This is a genomic window from Cytobacillus eiseniae, from assembly GCF_017874625.1.
Taxonomy (GTDB): domain Bacteria; phylum Bacillota; class Bacilli; order Bacillales; family Cytobacillaceae; genus Cytobacillus; species Cytobacillus eiseniae.
Map to the genome: position 1 here is coordinate 23197 of NZ_JAGIKZ010000010.1, position 23929 is coordinate 47125.

The window sequence follows — 23929 nt, forward strand, 5'->3', positions numbered from 1 at the left end:
ATTTTGATTAAAAAGAAAGCGTTTACTTCCTTGATGTCCTTAGCAATCGCGAGTGGATTAATTTTAGGAGGTTGCTCATCAAAATCTTCATCAGATGATGGAAATAAGTCAAGCGGTGACAAAACAGTTGTCAAAATGATGCATTTATGGCCAGAAGGCAGTTCCAATGCTCAATATACAATTGTCGATGACATTATTAAAGCTTATGAAGACGAAAATCCTACTGTAGACATTCAAACAGAAATTTTAGGAAATGAACAGTACAAAGAAAAAATCAAAGTATTATCTGCATCAAATGAACTCCCTGACGTTGGAATCACTTGGGCAGCAGGTTATATGAAGCCTTTCGTTGATGGGAATAAGTTCACACCATTAGATGATATTGTAAAGAAGGACCAATTCGTTGCCGGTACACTTGATGCTTTCTCAGTGGATGATTCTGCTTATGCTTTGCCACTTGAACTCAATATCACCCCTGTATACTATAACAAAGAAATCTTTGAAAAATATAACCTGGACGCTCCGAAAACCTATGATGAATTCTTAAATGTTGTTAAAACACTTGTAGATAATGGGGTTACTCCAGTTACGTTAGGAAACAAAGACCGCTGGACTGGCTCTATGTGGTATATGTATCTTGCCGATCGTATCGGTGGACCTGAAACCTTAAACAATGCTATCAATCGCTCAGGAAGCTTTGAAGATCCAGCATTAGTTAAAGCGGCTGAAGAATTAGCAAACCTAGTTGATATGGGGGCATTCGTAAAAGGATTTAATGGTCTCTCTAACGATGAAGCGAAAGGATACTTTATGAATGAGCAAGCGGCAATGTATTTAATGGCTACTTGGGAATTACCAAACTACACGACGAGCCCTGATGTTGCCCAAGAGTTTAAAGACAAAGTAGGCTACTTCAAGTTCCCTACTTATGAAGGCGGCAAGGGCGATATTGACAGCTATGTAGGTGGTCCTGGTGTTGGGTTATTTGTTTCAGAAGAATCCAAAGTGAAAGATGAAGCAAAGAAATTTGTTTCTTACTTAGTTGAAGAATGGGGTAAACGTTCGGTAACAGATGCTGGTGTCATTCCTGCTACAGTTGTTGATACCTCAAATGGTGACCTTGATCAAATGTACATTGATATTCTAAATGATTTGGGAAGTGCTACGAATCTCACCCTATATGCAGATGTCCAAATGTCTGCTGCTGTGGCTGATGTTCACTTAAATCAAATTCAAGCATTATTCGGTGGACAATCAACTCCTGAAGAGTTTACAAAAACACAAGAAGAAGCACTTGCTGCGGAGAAATAATACCTACTTAGAAAGAGGGCATATTATTGAAAAATATGTCCTCTTCTTTATCCCATATTACAGTTAGTAGGGGATAAAGCCTCCCCACTGATTGAAGTTTCACCTTATAGAAAGGAAGGGGACTAACCAACATGAAAAATGTGATGTCAAATAAATTCGTTATTGCCCTTTATACACTCCCTGCTTTACTTCTCATTCTTGTCCTTATCTATATCCCAATTACTTTATCTGGTTATTATGGCCTCATGGATTGGGATGGAATTGGCGAGATGAAATTTATTGGTTTAGAAAACTATATTACCTTGATCCAAGATAAAATGTTTTGGACAAGTACTTGGCACTCTTTACTATTAGCCATTTTCTCTACAGCTAGCTTGCTATTATACTTAGCGATTTCACTTGTTTTAGCTAGCAAAATTAAAGGCTCTGATCTATTACGTAAGATTTACTTAATTCCAATGTTATTATCTTCTGTTGCCATTGCGCAGCTTTGGATGAAGATTTTCGATCCAACAAACGGAATGGCCAACAAATTGCTAGAATTTTTTGGCGTAGAAAATACACCAATTTGGTTAGCCGATCCGGCTATTGCTCTTTACGCCATTTTCATTCCGGTTATTTGGCAGTATGCAGGTTTTTATATTCTTATTTATTATGCAGCGCTAAAGAACGTACCAGATGAAGTAATTGAAGCAGCAAAAATTGACGGTGCATCCCCACTACAAATCGCATTTAAAATTAAATTGCCTTTAATTTCAAACGTATTTAAAGTAACAATCATGCTTGCTGTCGTAGGATCATTAAAATACTTTGATTTAATCTACGTTATGACTGGTGGCGGTCCAAACGGAGCAAGTGAAGTAATGGCTTCCTATATGTACAAGGAAGCATTTAAATTGAACAACTTCGGTTATGGTAGTGCGATCGGATTTGGATTATTAATTATCTGCCTAATTATGACTTTGTTAACTTCGAAACTAACGAAATCTAAAGATGATGTTCAAAATTAAGGGGGATTGAAACAAGATGAGTGAGGTTCGTACACAAAATACAACAACAACCGTTTTAGCACCCAAAATTAAGAAGAAATCTTACTTGAACAAAATTGGCTTTGGATTTCTTTATCTGATATTAGGGTTATTTGCAGTTATTCAGATTTACCCATTAATTTGGCTAGTGTTCTTTTCACTCAAAACCAATCAAGAAGTATTTGGAATGTCCCCTTTCTCATTGCCACAAGATCCGCAATGGGGCAACTATTTAAAGGCTTGGACTTCGGGGAATATTGGTCTTTACTTCTTCAATAGTGTCTGGATGACGATTCTATCTGTCTTCCTTACGATCATTCTAGCTAGTTTAGTAACATTTGCAGTCACTCGAATGCACTGGAAACTAAGTGGTCTTGTACTCGGATTGTTCTTAGTCGCTTACATGATTCCACTACATTCAACATTGATTCCTTTGTTTAACATGTATAACCATGCAAATTTAATTGATAACCCTGCATCCATTGTACTATCATATACGGCATTTAACCTGCCGTTAACCATTATGATTTTATTAGGCTTTTATAAAACGTTCCCTCGTGAAATTGAAGAGGCAGCAGTAATGGACGGATGCTCCGTACACCGGATCTTTTTCCAAGTCACCCTTCCGATGACTATACCTGTCCTTTCAACAACAGCAATCATTAACATGATTTATAACTGGAATGAATTCGTCTTTGTAAACACTTTTATTAGTTCTGATAAGTGGAAAACATTAACTGTTGGTATCAATAATTTCGTTGGTCAGTATTTAACCGACTGGGGAGCGATCGGAGCCACTCTTGTAATTAGTATTGTTCCTATTCTATTAGCCTTCCTATTCTTAAGTGATAAAATTGTCGAGGGGATGGCAGCAGGTTCTGTCAAAGGTTAATGAGTGAATGACAAGACAAATGACAGATGAAAAGTAAGTAGTTCAGTTTTTGTAGCGAAAACCTAAAATAACAGATTAAATAGCATTTGAATTCATAGGTTAAACCACATAATAAACAGCATAAAAAAGCTCAGAGTACGAGGCTCCGGGCTTTTTTTTATATGAGTGTCTTATTCCTTTAAATAGCACCACTAGTGTTGAATAACTTTTTCGCGGACTGAGAATCCCTTATTTCGCAAAGATACTCCTATTTCATTGCGTTTGCGGACACCCGTTCCTTTATTTGCTCCAAATCATGCAAAATAGCTTCAAAGTAACTAAATAACGGAACGTGAGTCCGTTTACCAACAAAAATCATGGGTTTTTACTGAAATAACGGATCGTATGTCCACTTGGATTTCAACTGTAAATATTACACTGCGATAAAAAATCAGGTATAAATCCTTTGCGTTACTCGATTTCAAATACTATTTTTTCTACCCGTTATGAACTACATAGAAAATCTCCCCTCTTTTTATCAAAGGAACTTTTCCATCTGCATTTTTATACTTTCTAACGCAGTTATTTCGTCTGTTGCTTTTTCTTGTCCATCTTATTGAAGACTAAAAAGCATGTAGTCATCAAAATAGCGGCTGTTATACTGCCACCGAAGAAAAAGCCTAATCCAGGTACAAATTTGACCACGATGAACACAGCACCAATTCCTGAAATCATCACCAGATTTTCGATCGGATGAATCAGCATCATTAGAAATGCATTTTTGATGATCTGCACCAATTTTAATTCAAAGTGAACATAAATCGGAATCAAGTAGAAAATCGTCATAATTGCGGCAAGCATGAACAGATAGATAGGAATTTGAATAAAGCCCAGATCGTCCTTCCCTGCATTCTTTATAATCACTAGATCAAGAACAATAAGTCCCATCACAACTAAGATGATGAAGCCTAGTTGATTGCTTCTAATAAACTCCGATTTATAAGTGGTCCAAAAGGTTCGGAAAATAGGTATATCTGTTTCACCCATAAGCCATTTGCGAATAATGGTAAACATTGAAATTGTCGCTGGAAAAAAGCCAACAACAACTAAACCAGCTAGTGAGAATCCAAGCCATAACAGATTTATATAAGCAAATTTCGTAATCCATTCTGTTGCAATATACGCTCGATTGGCAATATTATTCATACAATCCCCCCGAACAAATGTGAAGGCTTTCATTTCAACCAAATTCGTATTCTATGTTTATTATATAACAGTTGTCCCTTACTGGATGATCCACTAGCAAAATTCCCTCTCAATTCTACATTTCTTCCCACCCAAACTTATACTTAGTAACCGAAGAATAGAGTTGACCCTTATCAAGAATGATTGAGGGAAAGTCGGCATGATGAATGGCATCAGGGAGTCCTTGTGTTTCCAAACAAATGCCTAAATATTTACTAGCAGGAACTCCTTGAAAGCCCTTTTCCGATTGCAAAGAGTTGCCCGAGTAAACGACAACAGCCGGTTCATCTGTTTCAACAATTAGAATCCGCCCGCTCTCAGCATCCTTCAGAACCATTTCATTTTCATGATTGGTGCTGAGTATAAACGGGTGGTCATATCCATTTCCTACTAAAACATTTTGAGGATGTTCGGAATGAACTCCTGTTTCAATCATCCGTTCCTCTCTGAAATCAAATGGCGTATGATCGACCTTTGCTAAATAACCGGTTGGAATGAATTCATCATCTAATTCTAGGAACCTATCGCTTTTTAAAGTGAGTGTATGCTTTAAAACATCCCTTTTTACATTCCCGCTTAAGTTAAAATAAGAATGATTGGTAACCGTAAGCAGTGTCTTTTGATCCGAATGAGCCCTATAGTGGATCGATAGTTCATTTTCATTATTGAGCGTATAAGTCACCTCGAGGAGCAGATTTCCTGGATACCCTTCTTCTCCATCCTTACTTTCATATTTAAAACAAATGCCATCCTCAATTACTTCTGCCTCCCATACCACCTTATCAAACCCTTTAATCCCGCCATGCAGATGATTGACAGAATCATTTTGAGCTAAAGTATACATCTTCCCATCAAGCTCAAATGAACCACCTTTTATTCGCCCTCCAACACGGCCGACAACAGCACCAAGAAAATTAGTGTCATTGAGGTAATCATCCAATGAATCATGGCCAAGTACAACATTCTCGAATTGTCCATCTCTATCTGGAACAATGATTTCCGTTATTATACAGCCGTAATTTATCGATTTAACTTTGACGCCACACTCATTAATTATTGTAAACAAATAGACAGGCTGATCACCGATTTGACCAAAACTTTCTTTCATAACCTTCATTTTTATCCTCCCTCCTCTCAAACAATGACTGCAAATGCTGATCAACTGAAAAGAAAGCCCCACATGTAGTGGGGATTTGATTAATAAGGTCTATTTTCTTAACTCACTTAATTGATCATTAAGCATCTTTGTCTGCTGATACACTTGCTGATAAATCGCAAAGATTTTCTGGTAGGTTTCTACATTTTCCTTGATTGGATCATAAGTTTTAGCTGTTTGAATGAACACTTCAGCACATTCCTTCAAAGAGGGAAACCAGCCGCAGCCGTATGCTGCCAACATAGCCGCTCCCATTCCTGGTCCTTGTTCACTCGTCAATCTTTCAATTTTAGCATTGAAAATGTCTGCCTGCATCTGCAGCCATGCTTCATTTTTCGCACCGCCACCAATTGAAATGATCGAATCAATTATTTTCCCATTCCTTCTAAAGATTTCAAGCGATTCATTTAAGGAAAACGTAATTCCTTCAAGGACTGCACGTGCAAAATGCTTTCGCTCATGGACAGCATCTATGCCAATAAAACTGCCGCGAATATTGGCATCTGCATACGGTGTTCGCTCTCCTACGATATATGGTGTAAACAATAACCCTCGACTCCCAGGAGGCACCTCATTCACACCTTCTAAAAACGGCTCGAAAGATTCTTGCTTTGCAAAAGTATCTTTAAACCAGCTTAAACTATAACCAGCTGCCAACGTCACACCCATCGTATAATAAGCCTTTTCTTCCCCATGATTAAAGTAATGAACCTTTCCTTCAAAATCAAGATCATTCCTTTCTTCATAAGAAAGAACAACACCAGACGTTCCGATACTGCATAAAGTTTTTCCTTCAGACAAAACGCCAGAGCCAATGGCGCCACACGCATTATCCGCGCCGCCCGCAAACACCTTTGTCACTTCCGATAATCCTGTTTCTTCAGCAAATTCCGCTTTTACGGTTCCAACAAACTCATGAGATTCCACTAATGGGGGACATAGCTCTGGAGAAAGGCCGAAAGAATTTAATAACTCATGACTCCATTCCCGCTTAGCTACGTTTAAAAGAAGAGTTCCAGCTGCATCCGAGTACTCCATATGAATATTTCCGGTAATCCGAAAACGCAAATAATCCTTAGGAAGCATAAATGTCCTTGAGCGCTCGAAAATTTCAGGCTCATGCTCTTTTACCCAAAGAATTTTTGGTAAGGTAAAGCCCTCCAACGCAGGGTTCTTCGTTATCTCTAAAAGTTGCTGTTTGCCGACGATCTCATAGATTTCCTGACATTGTTTCGTTGTTCTAGTGTCATTCCATAGGATCGCATTTCTCAGTACTTGATCCTCCTGATCTAATAGGACAAGACCATGCATCTGCCCAGAAAAGCTAATCCCCTCAATATCATCCGCATCCAAATGCTCGATTAATTCAGCTAGGCCTGCAGTGGTTTTTTCAACCCACTCTTCAGGGTTTTGCTCACTATAACCAGATTTCTCACTAATGAGAGGATAAGATTTTGAGACCTCTTTACATACTTCTCCCTCTTGATTGACAAGTAATACTTTCACTGCACTCGTCCCGAGGTCAATACCGATTACATATTTCATCCGGATCATCCTTTTTATAAAAATATGCTGGAGCAAAACACTTCCAGCATATTTCTATGATTCTTATTAAATTAACTTAAACATTCACAGCAGAAAGTGTTTCTAGTAAATATTGATTAATTAAAGCTTTTAAGCGTTCCGTTCTGCCAGATTGATTTTTTATTTCTGTTAATTGCAGAGCATATGCTTCAAGCTCGTGGAAGTTTGTTTTTCCTTCCACAATTTCTAAGCCAATCCCTTTAGTATAACTGCTATATCGTTCTTCAATAAAACCATCAAGAACTTTGTCTTCTATTAATTTGTTAGCTACCTTTAGACCGACAGCAAATGCATCCATCCCCGCAATATGTGCATGGAAAAGATCTTCCGCCTCAAATGATCCTCTTCTTACTTTTGCATCGAAATTTAAACCACCGCTGCCTAAGCCGCCATTTTTCAAAATTTCATACATCGCTAATGTGTTTGTATATAAGTCTGTCGGGAATTCATCCGTATCCCAGCCAAGAAGTGTATCCCCTTGGTTTGCATCAACTGAACCAAGCATCCCATTAATCCGTGCGGTTCTTAACTCATGCTCAAACGTATGTCCAGCAAGGGTTGCATGGTTTGCTTCAATATTAAATTTGAAGGAATCTGTTAGATCATATTTTTGTAAAAATGCCAAACCAGTTGCCACATCAAAATCATATTGATGCTTCGTTGGCTCTTTAGGCTTTGGCTCGATTAAGAAAGGCACATGTAATCCGATTTCTTTCGCATAGTCTACTGCCATGTGGAAAAATCGCGCTAAATTATCCTGCTCAAGCTTCATATCTGTATTAAGCAGTGTTTCGTAGCCTTCACGACCACCCCAGAAAACGTAGTTCTCAGCTCCAAGCTCTTTTGCTACTTCTAAACCTTTTTTTACCTTTGCTGCTGAGTATGCAAATACATCTGCATTTGGCGAAGTAGCCGCACCATGCGTATATCGAGGGTTTGAGAACATATTAGCTGTATTCCAAAGCAATTTTGTTTTACTTGTTTTCATGTAATCTTTGATCATTTCAACAATAACATCTTGATTTTCATTTGATTCCTTTAACGTACTGCCTTCAGGAGCAATATCCACATCATGGAAAGCAAAGAATGGTACATTTAGTTTTTCAAATAGTTCAAATGCTGCTTCCACACGCGCTTTTGCTAAGTCTAATCCTTGAAGGCGATCCCAAGGACGGATAGCCGTACCAACACCAAATGGATCTGAACCATCGGCGGTAAATGTATGCCAATATGCTACAGAAAAACGAAGAATTTCTTCCATTGACTTGCCATTTATTATTTCATCTGGATTATAATACTTGAATGAAAAAGGATTTTTGGATGATGAACCTTCAAATTGAATTTTGTTAACGGTTTCAAAAATGGCCATGGCTTTATTCCTCCCAATATTTAGTAATACTTTCGTATAAAAGAGTGATTGCAGCTATTAATCTATATCGTAGTTAAATAGATTATAGCACCGTATACTTAGTTTGTATATAAAATAAACTAAGTTGATTGCTATCTCTTTGCAGAATATAATCTAATACGAAATCTGTTAATATTTAGACAATCTCTATCAAGATTAGACACTAAATTTCCCTTAATTATTAATCGTTTATAGATTGGGAATAACTATTGTCATATCAAACATATTCAAATGTTAGTATATCAAATAAACAAACTTCTATGATAAACTACGTATACTAGCTAATAAGGAGTTTTTAAGAGTGGAAAATATGACATGGAATCAGAAAGTTGTAAAGAAAAACAATAAAGCACTCGTATTACAAATCATTCGAGAAAAAGAGCAGATTTCCAGAGCAGACATCGCACAAGTTTCGGGATTAAATAAAGCAACTGTTTCATTATTAGTGAGTGAGCTATTAGAAGAAGAACTAACTTTTGAATCTGGACCTGGGGTATCAAGTGGCGGCCGTCGCCCTGTCATTCTTCATTTCAATAAAGAAGCCGGATATACAATTGGAGTGGATATAGGAGTAAACTATGTATTATGTGTACTAACTGATTTAAAAGGAACAATTATTATTGAAAAAAATCAACTAGTTAATCGGACGCCCTATTCAGGAATCATAAGCATTATTCAAGACATGATTCAATCCCTTATCAATGAAATGCCAAGTAGTAAGTATGGGGTCGTAGGGATAGGAGTAGGGGTACCAGGCATTGTTAATAAAGAAGGGACGGTCCTTCTTGCTCCTAATTTAGGATGGACTAACATTCAGTTAAAAACAGACCTTGAAAGACTATTCCACATTCCTGTCATCATTGAAAACGAGGCAAAAGCTGGGGCTGTTGGGGAACAACAATTTGGGTCAGGCCAAGACTTCCAAAATATTATTTATATTAGCGCTGGAATTGGGATTGGTGTAGGAATTATTTTTAACAACCAATTATATCAAGGGAAAAATGGTTTTTCAGGTGAAATGGGGCATATGATTATTCAAATGGACGGGAAACAGTGCAACTGTGGGAGTAAAGGTTGTTGGGAAGCATACGCTTCTGAGCATGCTTTGCTCGCAATGGCTGACGAAAAGATCGAATCATTAGAATCATTGATAAAACTCGCTGAAAATGGAGACCAAACTAGCAAAGAGATTTTCAAAAAAACAGGTAATTATTTAGGGTATGGCATTAGTAACATTATTAATACCTTTAACCCAGACCAAGTGATTATCGGTAATCGCTTGGCATTAGCAAAAGAATGGATGGAGGAATCCATTCAGACGACAATCGCACATCATACACTTGCATTTCATAAAAATGAGATGCAATTAGATTTTGCGAAGTATAGCAAACACTCCACTGTATTAGGCGTATCTGCATTTGTTGTTGAAAATTTCCTTAAAGGAGAAGCAAAAATCTCATTAAGTGAATTAAATTAAGAGCGGATTCTTCCCCTACTACTTTTAGTATGTTCAAACCGTCCATTCATCTGCAGGTAACTACATCGAAGTTACCCCCACTTTCTTCGCAAAAAGTGGGGGTAACTTTGTTTACGATTCATATAATAGCTAATCTCAACTAAGGAAGCAAGCTATTAAGCTGCTTATTCTCCCTCATATGGATCGATTGTTTGAATCGTTCCGTCCTCGTTATATTTCAGTTCAGTGTATTTCACTGATCGTTTATGGTTTACACCACCTGATAATGAACAATCATGATAGAACAAATACCATTTTTCCTTAAATTGAACAATTGAATGATGGGTAGTCCAGCCGATTACAGGTGTAAGAATCGTACCCTTGAATACAAATGGGCCTTGTGGATTCTCGCTTACCGCATAAACAATTTTATGAGTAGTCCCTGTTGAATAAGAGAGATAGTAAAGACCATTATATTTATGAACCCACGGACCCTCAAAATATCTGCGGTCTTCGTCACCTGCTAAGATAGGATTCCCTTGTTCATCTACAATAGAGATTTCCTGCGGTTCATTTTTAAAACTTAGCATATCTTCATTCAATTCAGCTACGATCGGCCCTAAAGCAGGTAGTGATGGGGCTGGACCTTCTCCATCTGGATTAAAAGTTCCAGTTTGCCATTTTTCCAGCTGTCCGCCCCAAAGGCCGCCAAAATACATATATGCTCTTTCGTCTTCGTCCACAAATACCGCTGGATCAATGCTATAGCTGCCTTGAATGTAATTTTCCTCTGGCTTAAATGGCCCTTCAGGTTTCGCGCTAGTTGCCACACCCATTCGAAAAATTCCATCCTTATCTCTCGCTGGGAAAAATAAATAATACGTATTATTTTTGTATGCAGCATCAGGAGCCCAAAGCTGTTTACTCGCCCAAGGAATATCTCTTAAATGAAGTACTTCTCCATGATCTATACATGGCCCATCTATATGATCCATTGATAGAACATGGTAATCCTCCATCTTATATTGATCACCGTTATCATTAGATGGTTCATCATGTTCAAGATCATGAGAAGGATAAATATAAAGTTTTCCATCAAAAACATGTGCAGAAGGATCTGCTGTAAAGATATGCGTTACTATCGGTTCATTAGGCTTTGCATTTTTCCCCATCATTAATATCCTCCTAAAATTTGATACTGACAAGTTTATTATATATCAACTAACTTTGTTTACTCAACAAACTAAATTAATATAATAGAATTATAAGATAAATCCTCCTGTAAATAATCAACTAACATAGAAAAACACACTGCATTTCATGAATTCACAGTGTGTCTTTCACTTTATAAAGAATAGTACGAAAGATTTTAGATAGGGATCTCTACATCCACCTAATTCTCTAACATATTAATAATAAATGCTGGCAAAAGAAAGGCAAACATTTATTAATTAACTAAATACTTTACGAAACTTATTCATGCTTCCTTAAAGATCTTTACGATGTTCACTACAAGTACCTTTGCAATAGAATAAGCTGGAATGACGAATATAATCCCCAAAATCCCCATAAAGTTCCCTGCCGATAAGATCAGAACAATGATTGTTAGTGGATGAATATTCAATGTTTTCCCCATGATATTCGGCGAAATAATGTTGCCTTCAATTTGTTGAGCCACTAACATAATAATCGCTACGTAAAGAGCCATAATTGGGTCTTGAAATAGAGCAACTAAGAATGCAGGTACTACGGCAATATAAGGTCCTAAAAACGGAATGACGTTTGTAAACATTCCGAACATCGCTAATACTAGAGAATAGTTCAGGCCAATTATTAAGTAGCCTATATACAGAAGTAACCCAACAATAATACTAACGAGCATTTGACCTTGAATATAAGTTGAAATGGTCTTGTCCATTTCCTTTAATATATTTTTCACATGGTCCCTTTTAGACTGTGGGAACAAAACAGCCACACTTGGCGCAAACCGATGACTATCCTTTAACATATAAAATAAAATAAACGGAACAAGAACAAGGTAGAAGATCGTATTAATAAAACCGCCAATCCATCCGAAGATGCCCAAAATTCCATTTGCGATATTTCCTACATTGGATTCTAGTCTCGTTTCTAATTCTGTACTTGCAGTAAGTAATGCTTCTTGAACGAAATCTGGAAAAGTAGAGCGATTTTCCTGAACAAATTTCATCCAATCCATCACAGTAGAAACCATCATCGGCAAATTATCCACAAATCGTTCTAATTGATCATTAATAACCGGTCCAACCAATCTTATAATCCCATAAATGAACAAGATGAGCACAATATAGGAAACTAAAATTGCAATCCATCTTGGTACCTTTTTCTTTTCTAGCCATGCGACTAGTGGCCGACATAAATAAAATAAAATACCTGCTACAACAAACGGTAAAAAAATTGTTTTGAGCACAACAACAATTGGCGTTAATATAAATTGATTTATATTTAATAAAAACACAATAATTAAAAACAAAATGATGGCAACCATAATTTTAAACCATCTTTTTTCTAGCATCGACATGTACCATTCTCACTTCCTTAAGTTCAAAAATAAATCCTTAATTGAATAGTACAATTAAACGACTGAAATTCCAATTATTTAATAGGAGAGATTTCCTTTTAGGTCAACAATTTCAATTATCATAACATAAAATTATGAATATTTAGTAAATAATTCAATTTTAAAAAAAGATTCTATCCTAATTTAGGATAGAATCTTAGTCGATAAAATCGAAAAACAAGGTATGAATAGCTTAGATTTTCCCACTTATTATTAGTAATTCCTCAATCCTTCACATGATAACGCCCTTTTGGAATAACTAATGGAGAATCGGAAATTGGATCGGAAATGACGACACTATTTAAGCCGAAAACGGATTTGACTAGATCGCTCGTTAGAACTTCCGATGGTTTCCCTTCCGCTACAAGCTTTCCTTCTTTTACTGCAAAAATATGATCTGCATAGCGTGCGGATAAATTAATATCGTGCAATACCATCACAATCGTTGTTCCGTACTTACGATTTAAATTGGTAAGCAAGTCCAATATTTCTACCTGATATGTTATATCTAAAAAGGTCGTTGGTTCATCCAGCAGTAAAATATCTGTTTGTTGAGCAAGTGCCATCGCAATCCATACGCGCTGTCTTTGACCACCAGAAAGTTCATCGATATCATGATTTGCAAAATCTGTAATATTCATAAACTCCATTGCTTCTTCTACTGCTTCATAATCTTTCTTCGACCATCCGCTGAATAAAGATTGATGAGGAAACCTTCCTCGACCGACTAAATCAGAAACAGTTATTCCATCAGGAACAACAGGAGACTGTGGAAGAAGTCCTAAAGTACGCGCCAATTGCTTTGGTGGGTATTTATTGATCGCTTTCCCATCAAGCGTGACATCCCCTTCTGTAGGCTTGATCAGCTTGGCCATCGTTTTTAAAAGTGTTGATTTTCCACACCCATTTGCACCAATGATGACACTAATTTTATTTTTAGGAATTTCAAGGTCAATTCCATGAATAATTGTTTTATTCTCATAGCCAGAAACAAGCTGGTCGACTCGAAAAACATGTGTATTGCTCATTACAATTCTCCTTTTCGGTTCATTCGGATGAGTAGATAAATCAAATAGGGCGCTCCGAGTAATCCCGTAATAACACCTACTGGGAATCTATATTCAAATGCAAATTGTCCAATTAAATCTGCAAATAATACAAGAGTAGCACCGACTAAACCTGCTGGGAGAATATTTGACGCACTAACACCAACTAGTCGATTCGCAATAGGTCCCGCTAAAAATGATACAAAAGCAATCGGTCCCGTTGTTGATGTAGCAATTGCAATTAAAAATACAGAACTTACAATTAAAGTAATTCTTATTTTATCAGTAGCTACCCCAAGTGAAGTGGCCATTTGCTCACCTAATTCTAGCATACTCAGATGTTTTCCAAGTAAAAGCATAATAGGCGTGAATACAACTACCATTATGATTAATGGAGGCAATGCATCCATTTTTGAACCATTTAGACTCCCGCTTAACCATCTTATTGCAACTGGAATATCTTGTTGGGCACTTTTTAGAATTAAATATGAAATAACCGCATCTAACATCGCCTGCATCCCAATCCCGATAATAATTAGGCGGCCAATAGAAAATGCTCGACCACGAGATAATAAATACATGACGATAACAGTTACTAATCCCCCAATAACTGCTGCAATCGATATTACCGTGTTACTTGAATGCAGGATGATTATACAAAATACAGCAGCTACACTAGAACCGGATGTAATCCCTAAAATATTCGGATTGGCTAATGGGTTACGTAGGATCGTTTGAAAAATATAACCTGCGACACCAAAGGCAAATCCTGAAAAAAGACCAGCGAGCATTCGGGGAAGTCGAATTGTATTAACAGCAAAATTCGCTCCTGCAATTTCTTCACCCATTAATGAACGAATAACCACCTTCACTGGATAAATCGTGTTCCCTAATAAGAGCATCGCACAACAAAGGATGACCGCTAATATAAGTAAGAAAGAGGTAACAATAATCCAGCGCTTCCTTCTTTGACGCATGCCTTTCATAATAAAGTTACTTTCAATCGTTTGATTTCTCATATTGACCTCACCTTCGATTTCTTAGCTAATAAGATGAGGATTGGTGCACCAATAAACGCTGTAATAATACCTACTTCAAGTTCTCCAGGACTGCCAATCAGTCTGCCGGCCACATCAGAAATGGTTAAAATAATCGCACCTGCCAATGCGGACATAGGAATTAAAAAGCGTAGGTCTGGTCCAATGATAAAACGCATCGCATGTGTTGCCAAGAGGCCGATAAAACCAATTGGACCTGCTAAAGCAGTCGTTACCCCACATAAAATAACTCCTGCGAAAATCGCAAATACGCGTAGCACACCCGGTCGCACACCAAGACCCGTTGCAACATCATCACCTAATGCCAATGCATTAAGTGCTGGTGCTGATACAAATGCAATAATCACTCCAAATAATAAAAATGGAATGAAAATAGTAATGGAATCCCATGATCCTGAGCCGACACTTCCTACTTGCCAAAATCTAAATTGATCCATCGCATATGAACTTGGAATCATAATTGCCGTTACAAGTGAAGAAAGAGCTGCACTAGTTGCAGCTCCAGCTAAGACTAATTTAATTGGCGTGGCGCCACCACGCCCCATCGAACCTATTCCAAATACGAAGACTGCAGTTAATGCAGCTCCGATTAAAGCTAACCAAATATACTGACCTGCTGTAGTAATATTGAAAAATGTAATTCCAGTTACTACAAACAAGGATGCACCTGTATTCACACCTAAAATACTCGGATCAGCTAATGGGTTGCGAGTCACCGTTTGCATAAGTACACCCGCAATTCCTAATGCCACACCACAGCACAAACTAAAAACCGTGCGCGAAATGCGCTTTTGCACTACGTTTGCCCCATAGGAATCTTGGTTTTGATAAAATAACCCATCGATTAATTCTTGGAAACTGACCACTCTTGCTCCTAATACAAGGGAAGCAATGATTGTGATGATTAATAGGATAAGTCCCATCACTAAAATGAGTGAAAAATGCTTTGGTGCATGTAAATTCAGTTGCTCTTTTTTAGAATAAGAGGAGGAATTACTTTTCGATTTTATCAATTGCTCCACCAATTAATTCTAAATATTCATCAATTGTGTAGGCAATTGAAAGTGGGTTTGGCGTTCCTGCTGCTACTAATGGCGTCTCACTTGTAATAAACGCCACAGAACCTCTTTCAACTGCTGGAATTTTTCCTAGTAAAGGATCTGCTTTAATTGTTTCGTAAAGTGCGTCATCCCCGTAACCAACAATTAAATCTGCATCGAATAAAGCTTCAACATTTTCAGCACTTAATTTTAAAGAGTAGCTTGCTGGATCTGTAATTTGTTCAAGAACGCTTTCTGGATAAGTCATACCTAACTCTTCTAAAAACGCTCCACGTGAATCAACTGGTGTATAAATATGCAATTGCGATAAATCTTGCGCAGAGAAGTTGACCCACACTACTTTTTTACCTTCAATCTGAGGGTAAGCGCTTAATTTTTCTGCAATAAGGTTTTCAGTATCTTTAATTAATTGCTCACCTTCTTCTTTCATGCCCATACCTGTAGCATCAAGTTCAACTGTCTCACGCCATGAAGAAGTCCATGCTGAAGTTGGATAAGCAACAACAGGAGCAATTTGACTTAACGTTTCATAATCTTCTGCTGTAATACCAGAGTATGCAGCGAGAATGACATCTGGATTTGCATCTGAAATGGCTTCAAAATCTAAACCATCTGTATCTTGGAAAACATTTGGATCTGTTACTCCTAGTTCATCTAACTTTTCTTTTGTCCATGGCAATAAACCGCTATCATCTTGAACACCAAAGTTTGCAGCTGAAAAACCGACTGGCACGACACCAAGAGCTAAAGCAACATCTTGATTCCCCCATTGAATCGTAACAACTCGTTCAGGTTTCTTTTCAATAACCGTCTCACCTAAAGCATGTGTAATCGTAATTGGGTATTGAGAATCTGCTTCCGTGTTTGTTTCTGTTTCTGTTTCTGTGTCTTTTTCTTCTGCTTCTTCTTTTTTTGAATCACTTGAACAGCCTACTAATGCGAAAGCAGCGATAATCGCAAGCATGAACATTAGAACGAATGATTTTTTGTTTTTCATATATATCCCCTACCCTTCTGAATTCCCACTAAATGGATAAATAACTACAAATCCCACTTAAACAATAATGATATTCATTCTCAAACAATATAATTCATCTTAAACTCGATGTCAACAAACATTCTATGAATTTTTAATTATATGAAGATATTAAACTATGACTTCCTACTTTCATCCGGACTACATTATGTTCATTAATAACCTTTTCCTTTGTAATTTCCATCGTTCATAAGTCTTCCTTAGCTCCCTTATATAAATAGAAATACCTCTTCAGATGCTATTCAGATCCAAAGAGGTATTTCTGTGTTACTTTCAATTTATTCTTTTTCGACAATTAGAAAAAAGGAGATAAAACACAAAATCACGGTTGTGGCAACCGTATGAAGTAACCTAGTTGCCCTCATTTATGATTATATTGGACAATAAACAAATATATTCGCCATTCTCATTGAGTTATTGGACAAAAATTTATTATATTCGCCGTACTCTTCGATTTATTGGACAAAACATAGCTTATATTCGTCAATCAATCATTTTTCATTATCCTCTTCATGACCCTTATAAAATCGGAGAAAGCAAACGGGAGATTCCCTCTTTAAATTTAATCATAATGGTTCTTTCATTATATTTTTCTTGTGTAAGTTCTGTACTTAATTTGCTATCCTCAGCGAACATATCATGAAGCTGCTCCGCAATATTCTCATCAAATACGATAGCATTTACTTCGAAATTCAATCTAAAGCTTCGAGAATCGATATTCATCGTCCCTACGGATGCAACTTCCTTATCCACTACAATCGTTTTAGCATGCAAGAAACCATTTTCATATAAAAGGACTTTGGCTCCATAAGCTAGTAAATCTCCTGCATATGCCCAAGTAGCCCAGTAAACAAAAGGGTGATCCGGCTTATTCGGGATCATAATTTGCAAATCAACGCCTGATAATAGAGCAATTTTGCAGGCATCCATAAAACTCGAATCTGGGATAAAATAAGGTGTTTGAATAGATACACTATGTTTGGCAGATAGGATTAGCTTAATATACATATTCTTTAAGTGCTCCGTTTCAGAATTCGGGCCACTTGAAATAATTTGGACTGGAATATTGCCAAGGCGTTTTTTTATTTGAAACGAAAACTCTTCATGAATCCCCTGTTGATGCTTGCCTGCCTGATGCCAGTCTAGAATAAATCTCCCTTGAATATGATTAATTGCTTGTCCCTTAATTTTAAAATGTGTATCACGCCAATAACCGAATTTCTTCGCCTTGCCAAGATACTCGTCCCCGACATTAAACCCACCAATATATGCAATCTCCCCATCAATGATACAAAGCTTTCGATGATTTCTATTGTTTATGCGAAAATTCACTGGCCTAAATAAGGATGGGAAGAAAACCTCCACCTCTCCACCTGCTAACCGTAAATCTTTAAAGAACTTTGGTGATAGTTTCTTTGAGCCCACTTCATCATAGAGAAGTCTTACTTTCACTCCTTCTTTTGCTTTTTTCGTTAACTCATCTCTTAACTTTCTTCCAAGGTCATCGGGTTGAATAATATAATATTGGATATTAATTTCCTTTTTTGCAGATTTAATATCCGCAAATAAACTGGCGAACTTCTCATGCCCATCATTAAAGATCGCTATTTCATTATCATTTGATAAAAGACCATGGGATGATTTTACATTCATCCAAATCAAATCAGCATATTTCTTTAACAAAGGAGATTGACTTTCCTCCTCATCCCTTAAAGTTGCTAATTGCTTATCCACTTCTGATTGAAGAAATTCACTTTCTTCTTTAGAAAGATGATAGAAGTTTTTCTGTTTGAGTTTACGCCCAAGAAAAATATAAATTAAAAATCCTAAAATAGGAATAAAAAATAATACTAATAGCCAAGCCCATGTATGGCCAATATCCCTTCTTTCATAAAAGATAACCCCTGCTGAAAGAATGATATTGATAATGGTTATAGTTGATAAGATAAATGTAATTACATTCCCAGCTTCCATCTTCGATATCCTTCTTTTCTCTTATTTTCTTTTCATTGCTTAGTGAGCATACATACAATCCTCTCACTCCTGAGGCGGCAGAGCCGTACCACATGCTAACCTCTTAAATATTCCATTTAATCAATCTATTTTAACGTAAGTTCATTACAGCAATCAATCATCCCTTCCTTATTGAGGACACTTTAATTACTATTTCATAAGGTAAGTGGTGCCTTGATTATGCATCACTTTAGTCAATAACTATTTTAGGTAATGGTTTTCTCTTTGTATTCGTTCCTATTCATTGAAACATGTGTGGATTAACTGCTTGAATAATTGATCGTGGTGGACATACTGCTGGGGACTTCACGGGTTAACATTGATAGTGACATTTTAACCTCCCCTTCTTAAGTAATTAAGAGGAGTATCCATGGTTGTTTATCTACTTCTATTATACAATAAATCACAATTAACAAACGAATGTTCCTGTTTTTGCAAGAAATACCCTATTAAAATATGTAACAGTATGTACAAGTGCATAAACAATACACCTGTACATACTATTTCCCTTTACGTTTTATTGCCTAAAAATTAATGATGGCAGAAGAACCGCCCTCTGCTTCTAAGACTGTTAATTAGAGAGACGAGTACCATTTACTCGCAGCGTCTACTTCTGTTGCTGTTAATTGGTGACCTCTATTTTCCCAATGAAGCGTTACTTCTGCATTTGCCTTTTCTAATAATGATTGCAATTCAGTTGATTCTGTCGGTGGGCAAATTGGATCGTTTGTACCAGCTGCAATAAATACTGATTTTCCGGTCAAATCAGGTAACTCCACTCCTCGTCTTGGCACCATTGGATGGTGAAGGATTGCCCCCTTTAATGCCGATTGATAATGAAATAATAAACTTGCAGCTATATTGGCTCCATTTGAATAACCAATTGCCATGATATTATCTCGGTCGAATTCATACTGCTCTGCTGCTTCATTCAAAAATTCATTTAATTCTTTTGTTCGAAAAATAAGGTCTTCTTCATCAAACACGCCTTCAGCTAATCTTCTAAAAAATCGAGGCATCCCATTTTCTAATACATTCCCACGAACGCTTAATACATTTGCCTCCCCATCAACCATTCCTGCAAGCGGCAGCAAATCTAATTCATCGCCTCCTGTCCCATGAAGCATTAATAACGTTGGTTTAGTTGAATCTTTTCCCTTATTGAATAGATGTTTCATTATTTATCTCCTCCTAAGTCAGGGAATTAAGGTAAAGTTCTTCTTCATTCCCATCTTTTTAACTTTAGCTTTTCAATACATTCATCGATCATTTCATAGTTTTCCTATAAGATCGTAACAAATTCACTACCCGCGAATTGTCTCTAATTAAAATATCTTGAATTTGAGATAATAATAAAATAAATAACTACATCTGTCAATATCATATTTATTGTTTAAATCCTTCTAGATGGAAAATAAATATACGCTAAAGCATTTAATATATTGCTTTATAATAAAATATCCTCCTAAAAATCAACAACATATTTTTAGGAGGGTAGCAAAATGAAAGGTGAGCATCTATTAAGTTAGTATTCTCATAATCATGACAAATAATATTTTATTGCAGCAGATTGATAACTAAAAAGACTATATAATTTAACCAAATTAAAACAGCGGCCATTTCCAACATAACAATACGACTACTCAGTTGACGTTTTTCTAAAACAACTGAGATCACCCAGCAATATCTCGCTTATTATAACCAGTAAAGCCAATTACAGATAACCCAATGGCAATCAACGTTAAAACTCCCATTGTCATAACATTCATGTCATCTATTGGGATTTGTGGAATATAGCTAAATACCGACAAGTTATTCATCCATACGGGAAAGTCGAGCAAATCGCCAAGATAGACAACAACGAAACAATAAACAACATAAAGCCAAACAACACCAGTAAGCTTTGGAACAGCCCCAACCAATAAAATTGTTAATGCAACGACCACCCATATCGCTGGTAAATAAACATAAGCAGATGAGAAAGTAGTCACAAATGATAATGGCTCATCCATTACCGAACCACTAACCGACCATAACCCTAGTGCAACTAGTGATTGCATAATAAAACTTACAACAACCGCTAGGAAGAAATGACTCCCTAACACACGCGTTCGAGAAACTGCACGACTATAAAAGTTCTCTGTGAGATTCTTTGTTTCTTCCCCTTTTAACTTTAATATAACCATTACTGCTGGGATAAGACTGATTAAAGACATAATCGCCATTAATAGCGTTAAAAACTGCTCAGTCAGTGAATAATCTGACTCTGCTTCTATAAATGCTTCCATAAATTCAATGTCTGCAAAATACGCTTCTAAATCACCCAAGATCGCACCAAAAGAACTACTTAATAGAAACAAACCAATTGCCCATGCGATTATATTCGTACGTTGTAATCGAAAAGTAAGGCCGAGTGATGTTTGTAAAAAGGCTGAAGCATTTTTCCTTCCTTTTCTTGCTGCTATGAAGCCAGACCCTAAATCACGAATGGACTGTAAATAAAAAGCGACAAATCCAACTACTAGTGCAAAGACAAATGAGACGATAACTGGCCACCAATCATTCCCTGCAAATACGCCTGTTCTGACCGTCCAGCCAAGTGGTGAAAGCCATGACAATGCTTCACTGCTTACATCTCCAATGGCACGTATAAGGTAAGCAATAATTAAAGCCATAAAAGAAAACATCGTCGTTCCTCTTGATGTTTCTGAAGCTTGCGCAAAAATGGCTGTTAAGGCAGCAAACACAAGACCTGTTGCACCTAGGATGGCACCATATAAGAAAGAACCTTCTACTCCTATGCCTTCTATCCCTAGAGAAGCCAAACCAACCCCTATTAAAACAGCAAGTAAAATATTTGTAGATACAATCACAATCATCGCTGCACTCGCATACGACAAACGGCCAACAGAAAGAGCTCGAATCATTTCAATACGGCCATCTTCCTCATCTGCACGCGTTGTCCGTCCTACAAGTAAAATACTCATGATTCCTACCGCAATGGCTGTAAAGAGTAGCATTTCATTGGCAAACATCGCACCAACAGAGTTTACATATTCATCGATTTCATAGCCTGGTCCAAGCATGGCGATCATCGCCGGATTATCCATTGTGAAAGAAGCAGCCTGCCTTGATTGTTCATCTTTATAAATACTTGGATATGCCGCAGCGACAGACAAGGTGATGACAGTCAAGCTAATTAACCAGACAAGGATTTTAAATCGTTGCTGTCTAAAAATGAACCGTGTTAATGTCTTCGTCCCTTTAAAATATTGCGTACCCATTACAAAGATCCCTCCACTCTAGATTTAGAGTGCTCTGCTCCTTGATAATGTCGCATAAATAAATCTTCTAATTTTGGTGGGGCACTTTCTAATTTCAAGATGCCAAACTCTGAGATGTAACGAATGACAGCATCCATTTCCTCTGTATCCACTTGGAATGTGAGCGCTGAATCGTTCTTTTCTATATTATGAATACCTTTCCGTTCTTTTAGTGAAGGAATTGGTTCTTTCGTTTCAATCGTTAAATTCGTACGAGTTAAGTGACGTAATTCATCTAAAGTACCTGTTTCAATCATTTTCCCTTGACGGATAATCCCGACTCGATCACATAACTTTTCTACCTCTGATAAAATATGACTGGATAAGAGTACACTTTTACCCGCTCTTTTCGCTTCTAGTACACATTCCTGGAAGATGTGTTCCATCAACGGATCCAGTCCTGATGTCGGCTCATCCAAAATAAACAGATCAGCATCTGAAGCAAATGCAGCGATTAACGCAACCTTTTGTCGATTCCCTTTCGAATATGTCCTGCTCTTTTTCGTTGGATCAAAATTGAATCTCTCGATTAATTCTTCACGCTTTCTGTAATTTGTACTTCCATTCATTTTCATGAAAAGGTCAATCACTTCGCCCCCAGATAAAGTCGGCCATAGATTTACATCACCAGGCACGTAAGCAATCCGCTTATGAATATCAACCGCATCCGACCATACATCTTTCCCAAAAATCTTTGCCTCTCCTTGTGTCGCCTTTAACATGCCAAGTAATATTCGAATCGTCGTTGATTTCCCTGCCCCGTTCGGCCCAATGAAACCATACACTTCCCCTTCATTTACTTCCATATTTACACCATCTAAGGCAGTAAACTTACCGAATTTTTTTGTTAAATGGGTTGCTTTTAAAATTGTCATTTATCTTTCTCCTCCTTTATTTATGAAATATTTTTATCTATATAGTTCATAATATACAAAAGTTGATTCATCTTCAATAGTTTATGAACTATTTTTATTGTTCTATTACATTTTTTTTATTAAACTAACTATGAGGTGAAAGAAATGGATGGTTTTGAAAAACGTAGGGAGCAAAAGAAAAAGGATATATTAACAGCTGCATTAGCCTTATTTATGGAATACGGAATTCAAAAGGTATCCATTGCAGAAATAGCAAAAAAGGCAAGTGTATCTCAAGTTACCATCTATAATTATTTTGAAAGCAAAGATAATTTAGCCCAGTTCGTTTTTAAATTTTATGTCGATAAAGTATGGGATGAACAAAAAAAGTTCCTAGAGAGCGACCTTCCTTTTAATGAAAAAATAACAAAACTGATGTTTGAAAAAGGCGCCATTATCAATCAAATAAGTGAAAAGTTTCTACAGGATTTTATGAAGGATTATGCCAGTGGACAAAGCTATGTTGAAGAATTATATATAAATGAAGCCCTCCCGCTCTTTATCGAGTTTTTTAATAATGGAAGAGAACAAGGATATATTGATTCATCCATATCGAATGAAGCCATTTTATTATATTTACAGATGTTTCAAGAATATATGCAACGTGAACACTTTGCCCAAATGACCATTCCAATAGCAGAGGAGTTAACAAAGCTTTTCTTTTACGGTATAGCTGGAAAAAGTGAATAAAAAGTCTGTCACATGCCAGCGTTGATTACTTATTTGGATAAAAAATGAATATATTGGACGTTTTCTTTGATTTATTGGACAAAAAACAAATATATTCGCCGTCATCATTATTATATTGGACAAAACGATA

At 36.9% G+C, this 23929-nt stretch carries 19 protein-coding genes; 5 read left to right on the top strand and 14 right to left on the bottom strand.

Annotation, left to right across the window (positions count from 1 at the left end; genetic code table 11):
- The first annotated feature begins 6 nt into the window (after positions 1-6).
- The 3 genes from J2Z40_RS10250 (at position 7) to J2Z40_RS10260 (ending at position 3231) form a co-directional block, all read left to right on the top strand.
- Entirely contained in the window at positions 7-1311 is a 1305-nt protein-coding gene (locus tag J2Z40_RS10250; RefSeq protein WP_066400792.1) for an extracellular solute-binding protein, read from the top strand.
- A 131-nt stretch (positions 1312-1442) separates the two neighbouring features.
- Entirely contained in the window at positions 1443-2321 is an 879-nt protein-coding gene (locus tag J2Z40_RS10255; RefSeq protein ID WP_066400032.1) for a carbohydrate ABC transporter permease, read from the top strand.
- A 16-nt stretch (positions 2322-2337) separates the two neighbouring features.
- Positions 2338-3231 (top strand): carbohydrate ABC transporter permease, encoded by an 894-nt coding sequence (locus tag J2Z40_RS10260; protein WP_066400031.1) that lies wholly within the window; start codon positions 2338-2340, stop codon positions 3229-3231.
- Positions 3232-3792: 561 nt separating this feature from the next.
- Here the strand turns inward: J2Z40_RS10260 and J2Z40_RS10265 are convergent.
- The 4 genes from J2Z40_RS10265 to xylA all read right to left on the bottom strand — a co-directional run bounded on the left by J2Z40_RS10265 (position 3793) and on the right by xylA (position 8564).
- The gene (locus J2Z40_RS10265; protein ID WP_066400030.1) at positions 3793-4416 is read right to left on the bottom strand and encodes a YesL family protein; all 624 of its coding nucleotides are present in this window, start codon (positions 4414-4416) and stop codon (positions 3793-3795) included.
- A 115-nt stretch (positions 4417-4531) separates the two neighbouring features.
- On the bottom strand, positions 4532-5572 hold the full coding sequence (locus tag J2Z40_RS10270) for an aldose epimerase family protein (RefSeq protein WP_066400028.1): 1041 nt from the start codon (positions 5570-5572) through the stop codon (positions 4532-4534).
- A 90-nt stretch (positions 5573-5662) separates the two neighbouring features.
- The gene (gene xylB, locus J2Z40_RS10275; RefSeq protein ID WP_066400027.1) at positions 5663-7156 is read right to left on the bottom strand and encodes a xylulokinase; all 1494 of its coding nucleotides are present in this window, start codon (positions 7154-7156) and stop codon (positions 5663-5665) included.
- A 76-nt stretch (positions 7157-7232) separates the two neighbouring features.
- Positions 7233-8564 (bottom strand): xylose isomerase, encoded by a 1332-nt coding sequence (xylA, locus tag J2Z40_RS10280; RefSeq protein WP_066400025.1) that lies wholly within the window; start codon positions 8562-8564, stop codon positions 7233-7235.
- A gap of 349 nt (positions 8565-8913) precedes the next feature.
- Between xylA and J2Z40_RS10285 the strand changes: the two genes are divergently transcribed.
- On the top strand, positions 8914-10080 hold the full coding sequence (locus J2Z40_RS10285) for an ROK family protein (RefSeq protein WP_066400791.1): 1167 nt from the start codon (positions 8914-8916) through the stop codon (positions 10078-10080).
- A gap of 164 nt (positions 10081-10244) precedes the next feature.
- On the opposite strand, the gene J2Z40_RS10290 is transcribed toward J2Z40_RS10285, so the two are convergent.
- From J2Z40_RS10290 to J2Z40_RS10335, 10 genes are all read right to left on the bottom strand, one after another.
- Complete coding sequence (locus tag J2Z40_RS10290; RefSeq protein ID WP_066400024.1) at positions 10245-11231, bottom strand: glycoside hydrolase family 43 protein; 987 nt, start codon at positions 11229-11231, stop codon at positions 10245-10247.
- A 305-nt stretch (positions 11232-11536) separates the two neighbouring features.
- Positions 11537-12619 carry an AI-2E family transporter gene (locus J2Z40_RS10295; protein ID WP_083954041.1) on the bottom strand — a complete coding sequence of 361 codons (1083 nt, stop codon included), beginning with the start codon at positions 12617-12619 and terminating at the stop codon, positions 11537-11539.
- Between the two features lie 263 nt (positions 12620-12882).
- A complete protein-coding gene (locus J2Z40_RS10300; RefSeq protein WP_066400022.1) occupies positions 12883-13686 on the bottom strand; it encodes an ABC transporter ATP-binding protein in 804 nt (267 codons plus the stop codon).
- On the bottom strand, positions 13686-14723 hold the full coding sequence (locus J2Z40_RS10305) for a FecCD family ABC transporter permease (protein WP_066400020.1): 1038 nt from the start codon (positions 14721-14723) through the stop codon (positions 13686-13688). The genes J2Z40_RS10300 and J2Z40_RS10305 overlap by 1 nt, the downstream gene beginning before the upstream one ends.
- Complete coding sequence (locus J2Z40_RS10310) at positions 14720-15775, bottom strand: FecCD family ABC transporter permease (protein ID WP_245350054.1); 1056 nt, start codon at positions 15773-15775, stop codon at positions 14720-14722. The genes J2Z40_RS10305 and J2Z40_RS10310 overlap by 4 nt, the downstream gene beginning before the upstream one ends.
- Positions 15756-16820 (bottom strand): iron-siderophore ABC transporter substrate-binding protein, encoded by a 1065-nt coding sequence (locus tag J2Z40_RS10315; RefSeq protein ID WP_066400019.1) that lies wholly within the window; start codon positions 16818-16820, stop codon positions 15756-15758. The genes J2Z40_RS10310 and J2Z40_RS10315 overlap by 20 nt, the downstream gene beginning before the upstream one ends.
- A 558-nt stretch (positions 16821-17378) precedes the next feature.
- Entirely contained in the window at positions 17379-18833 is a 1455-nt protein-coding gene (cls, locus tag J2Z40_RS10320; RefSeq protein WP_066400017.1) for a cardiolipin synthase, read from the bottom strand.
- A 614-nt stretch (positions 18834-19447) separates the two neighbouring features.
- Positions 19448-20050, bottom strand: a complete 603-nt coding sequence (locus J2Z40_RS10325) for an alpha/beta hydrolase (RefSeq protein ID WP_066400014.1) — start codon at positions 20048-20050, stop codon at positions 19448-19450.
- A gap of 495 nt (positions 20051-20545) precedes the next feature.
- A complete protein-coding gene (locus J2Z40_RS10330) occupies positions 20546-22156 on the bottom strand; it encodes an ABC transporter permease (RefSeq protein WP_066400011.1) in 1611 nt (536 codons plus the stop codon).
- A complete protein-coding gene (locus J2Z40_RS10335) occupies positions 22156-23070 on the bottom strand; it encodes an ABC transporter ATP-binding protein (protein ID WP_066400008.1) in 915 nt (304 codons plus the stop codon). Before J2Z40_RS10335 ends, J2Z40_RS10330 begins: the two co-directional genes overlap by 1 nt.
- A gap of 144 nt (positions 23071-23214) precedes the next feature.
- Between J2Z40_RS10335 and J2Z40_RS10340 the strand changes: the two genes are divergently transcribed.
- Positions 23215-23799 carry a TetR/AcrR family transcriptional regulator gene (locus J2Z40_RS10340; protein WP_066400006.1) on the top strand — a complete coding sequence of 195 codons (585 nt, stop codon included), beginning with the start codon at positions 23215-23217 and terminating at the stop codon, positions 23797-23799.
- Positions 23800-23929: the final 130 nt, after the last annotated feature.

What these genes read in the sequence shown, in the direction of transcription:
- J2Z40_RS10255 (WP_066400032.1), top strand. Translation starts at nt 1,443, where the DNA reads ATGAAAAATGTGATGTCAAATAAATTCGTTATTGCCCTTTATACACTC.
- J2Z40_RS10260 (WP_066400031.1), top strand. Translation starts at nt 2,338, where the DNA reads ATGAGTGAGGTTCGTACACAAAATACAACAACAACCGTTTTAGCACCC.
- J2Z40_RS10265 (WP_066400030.1), bottom strand. Translation starts at nt 4,416, where the DNA reads ATGAATAATATTGCCAATCGAGCGTATATTGCAACAGAATGGATTACG.
- J2Z40_RS10270 (WP_066400028.1), bottom strand. Translation starts at nt 5,572, where the DNA reads ATGAAGGTTATGAAAGAAAGTTTTGGTCAAATCGGTGATCAGCCTGTC.
- xylB (WP_066400027.1), bottom strand. Translation starts at nt 7,156, where the DNA reads ATGAAATATGTAATCGGTATTGACCTCGGGACGAGTGCAGTGAAAGTA.
- xylA (WP_066400025.1), bottom strand. Translation starts at nt 8,564, where the DNA reads ATGGCCATTTTTGAAACCGTTAACAAAATTCAATTTGAAGGTTCATCA.
- J2Z40_RS10285 (WP_066400791.1), top strand. Translation starts at nt 8,914, where the DNA reads ATGACATGGAATCAGAAAGTTGTAAAGAAAAACAATAAAGCACTCGTA.
- J2Z40_RS10290 (WP_066400024.1), bottom strand. Translation starts at nt 11,231, where the DNA reads ATGGGGAAAAATGCAAAGCCTAATGAACCGATAGTAACGCATATCTTT.
- J2Z40_RS10295 (WP_083954041.1), bottom strand. Translation starts at nt 12,619, where the DNA reads ATGTCGATGCTAGAAAAAAGATGGTTTAAAATTATGGTTGCCATCATT.
- J2Z40_RS10300 (WP_066400022.1), bottom strand. Translation starts at nt 13,686, where the DNA reads ATGAGCAATACACATGTTTTTCGAGTCGACCAGCTTGTTTCTGGCTAT.
- J2Z40_RS10305 (WP_066400020.1), bottom strand. Translation starts at nt 14,723, where the DNA reads ATGAGAAATCAAACGATTGAAAGTAACTTTATTATGAAAGGCATGCGT.
- J2Z40_RS10315 (WP_066400019.1), bottom strand. Translation starts at nt 16,820, where the DNA reads ATGAAAAACAAAAAATCATTCGTTCTAATGTTCATGCTTGCGATTATC.
- cls (WP_066400017.1), bottom strand. Translation starts at nt 18,833, where the DNA reads ATGGAAGCTGGGAATGTAATTACATTTATCTTATCAACTATAACCATT.
- J2Z40_RS10325 (WP_066400014.1), bottom strand. Translation starts at nt 20,050, where the DNA reads ATGAAACATCTATTCAATAAGGGAAAAGATTCAACTAAACCAACGTTA.
- J2Z40_RS10330 (WP_066400011.1), bottom strand. Translation starts at nt 22,156, where the DNA reads ATGGGTACGCAATATTTTAAAGGGACGAAGACATTAACACGGTTCATT.
- J2Z40_RS10335 (WP_066400008.1), bottom strand. Translation starts at nt 23,070, where the DNA reads ATGACAATTTTAAAAGCAACCCATTTAACAAAAAAATTCGGTAAGTTT.
- J2Z40_RS10340 (WP_066400006.1), top strand. Translation starts at nt 23,215, where the DNA reads ATGGATGGTTTTGAAAAACGTAGGGAGCAAAAGAAAAAGGATATATTA.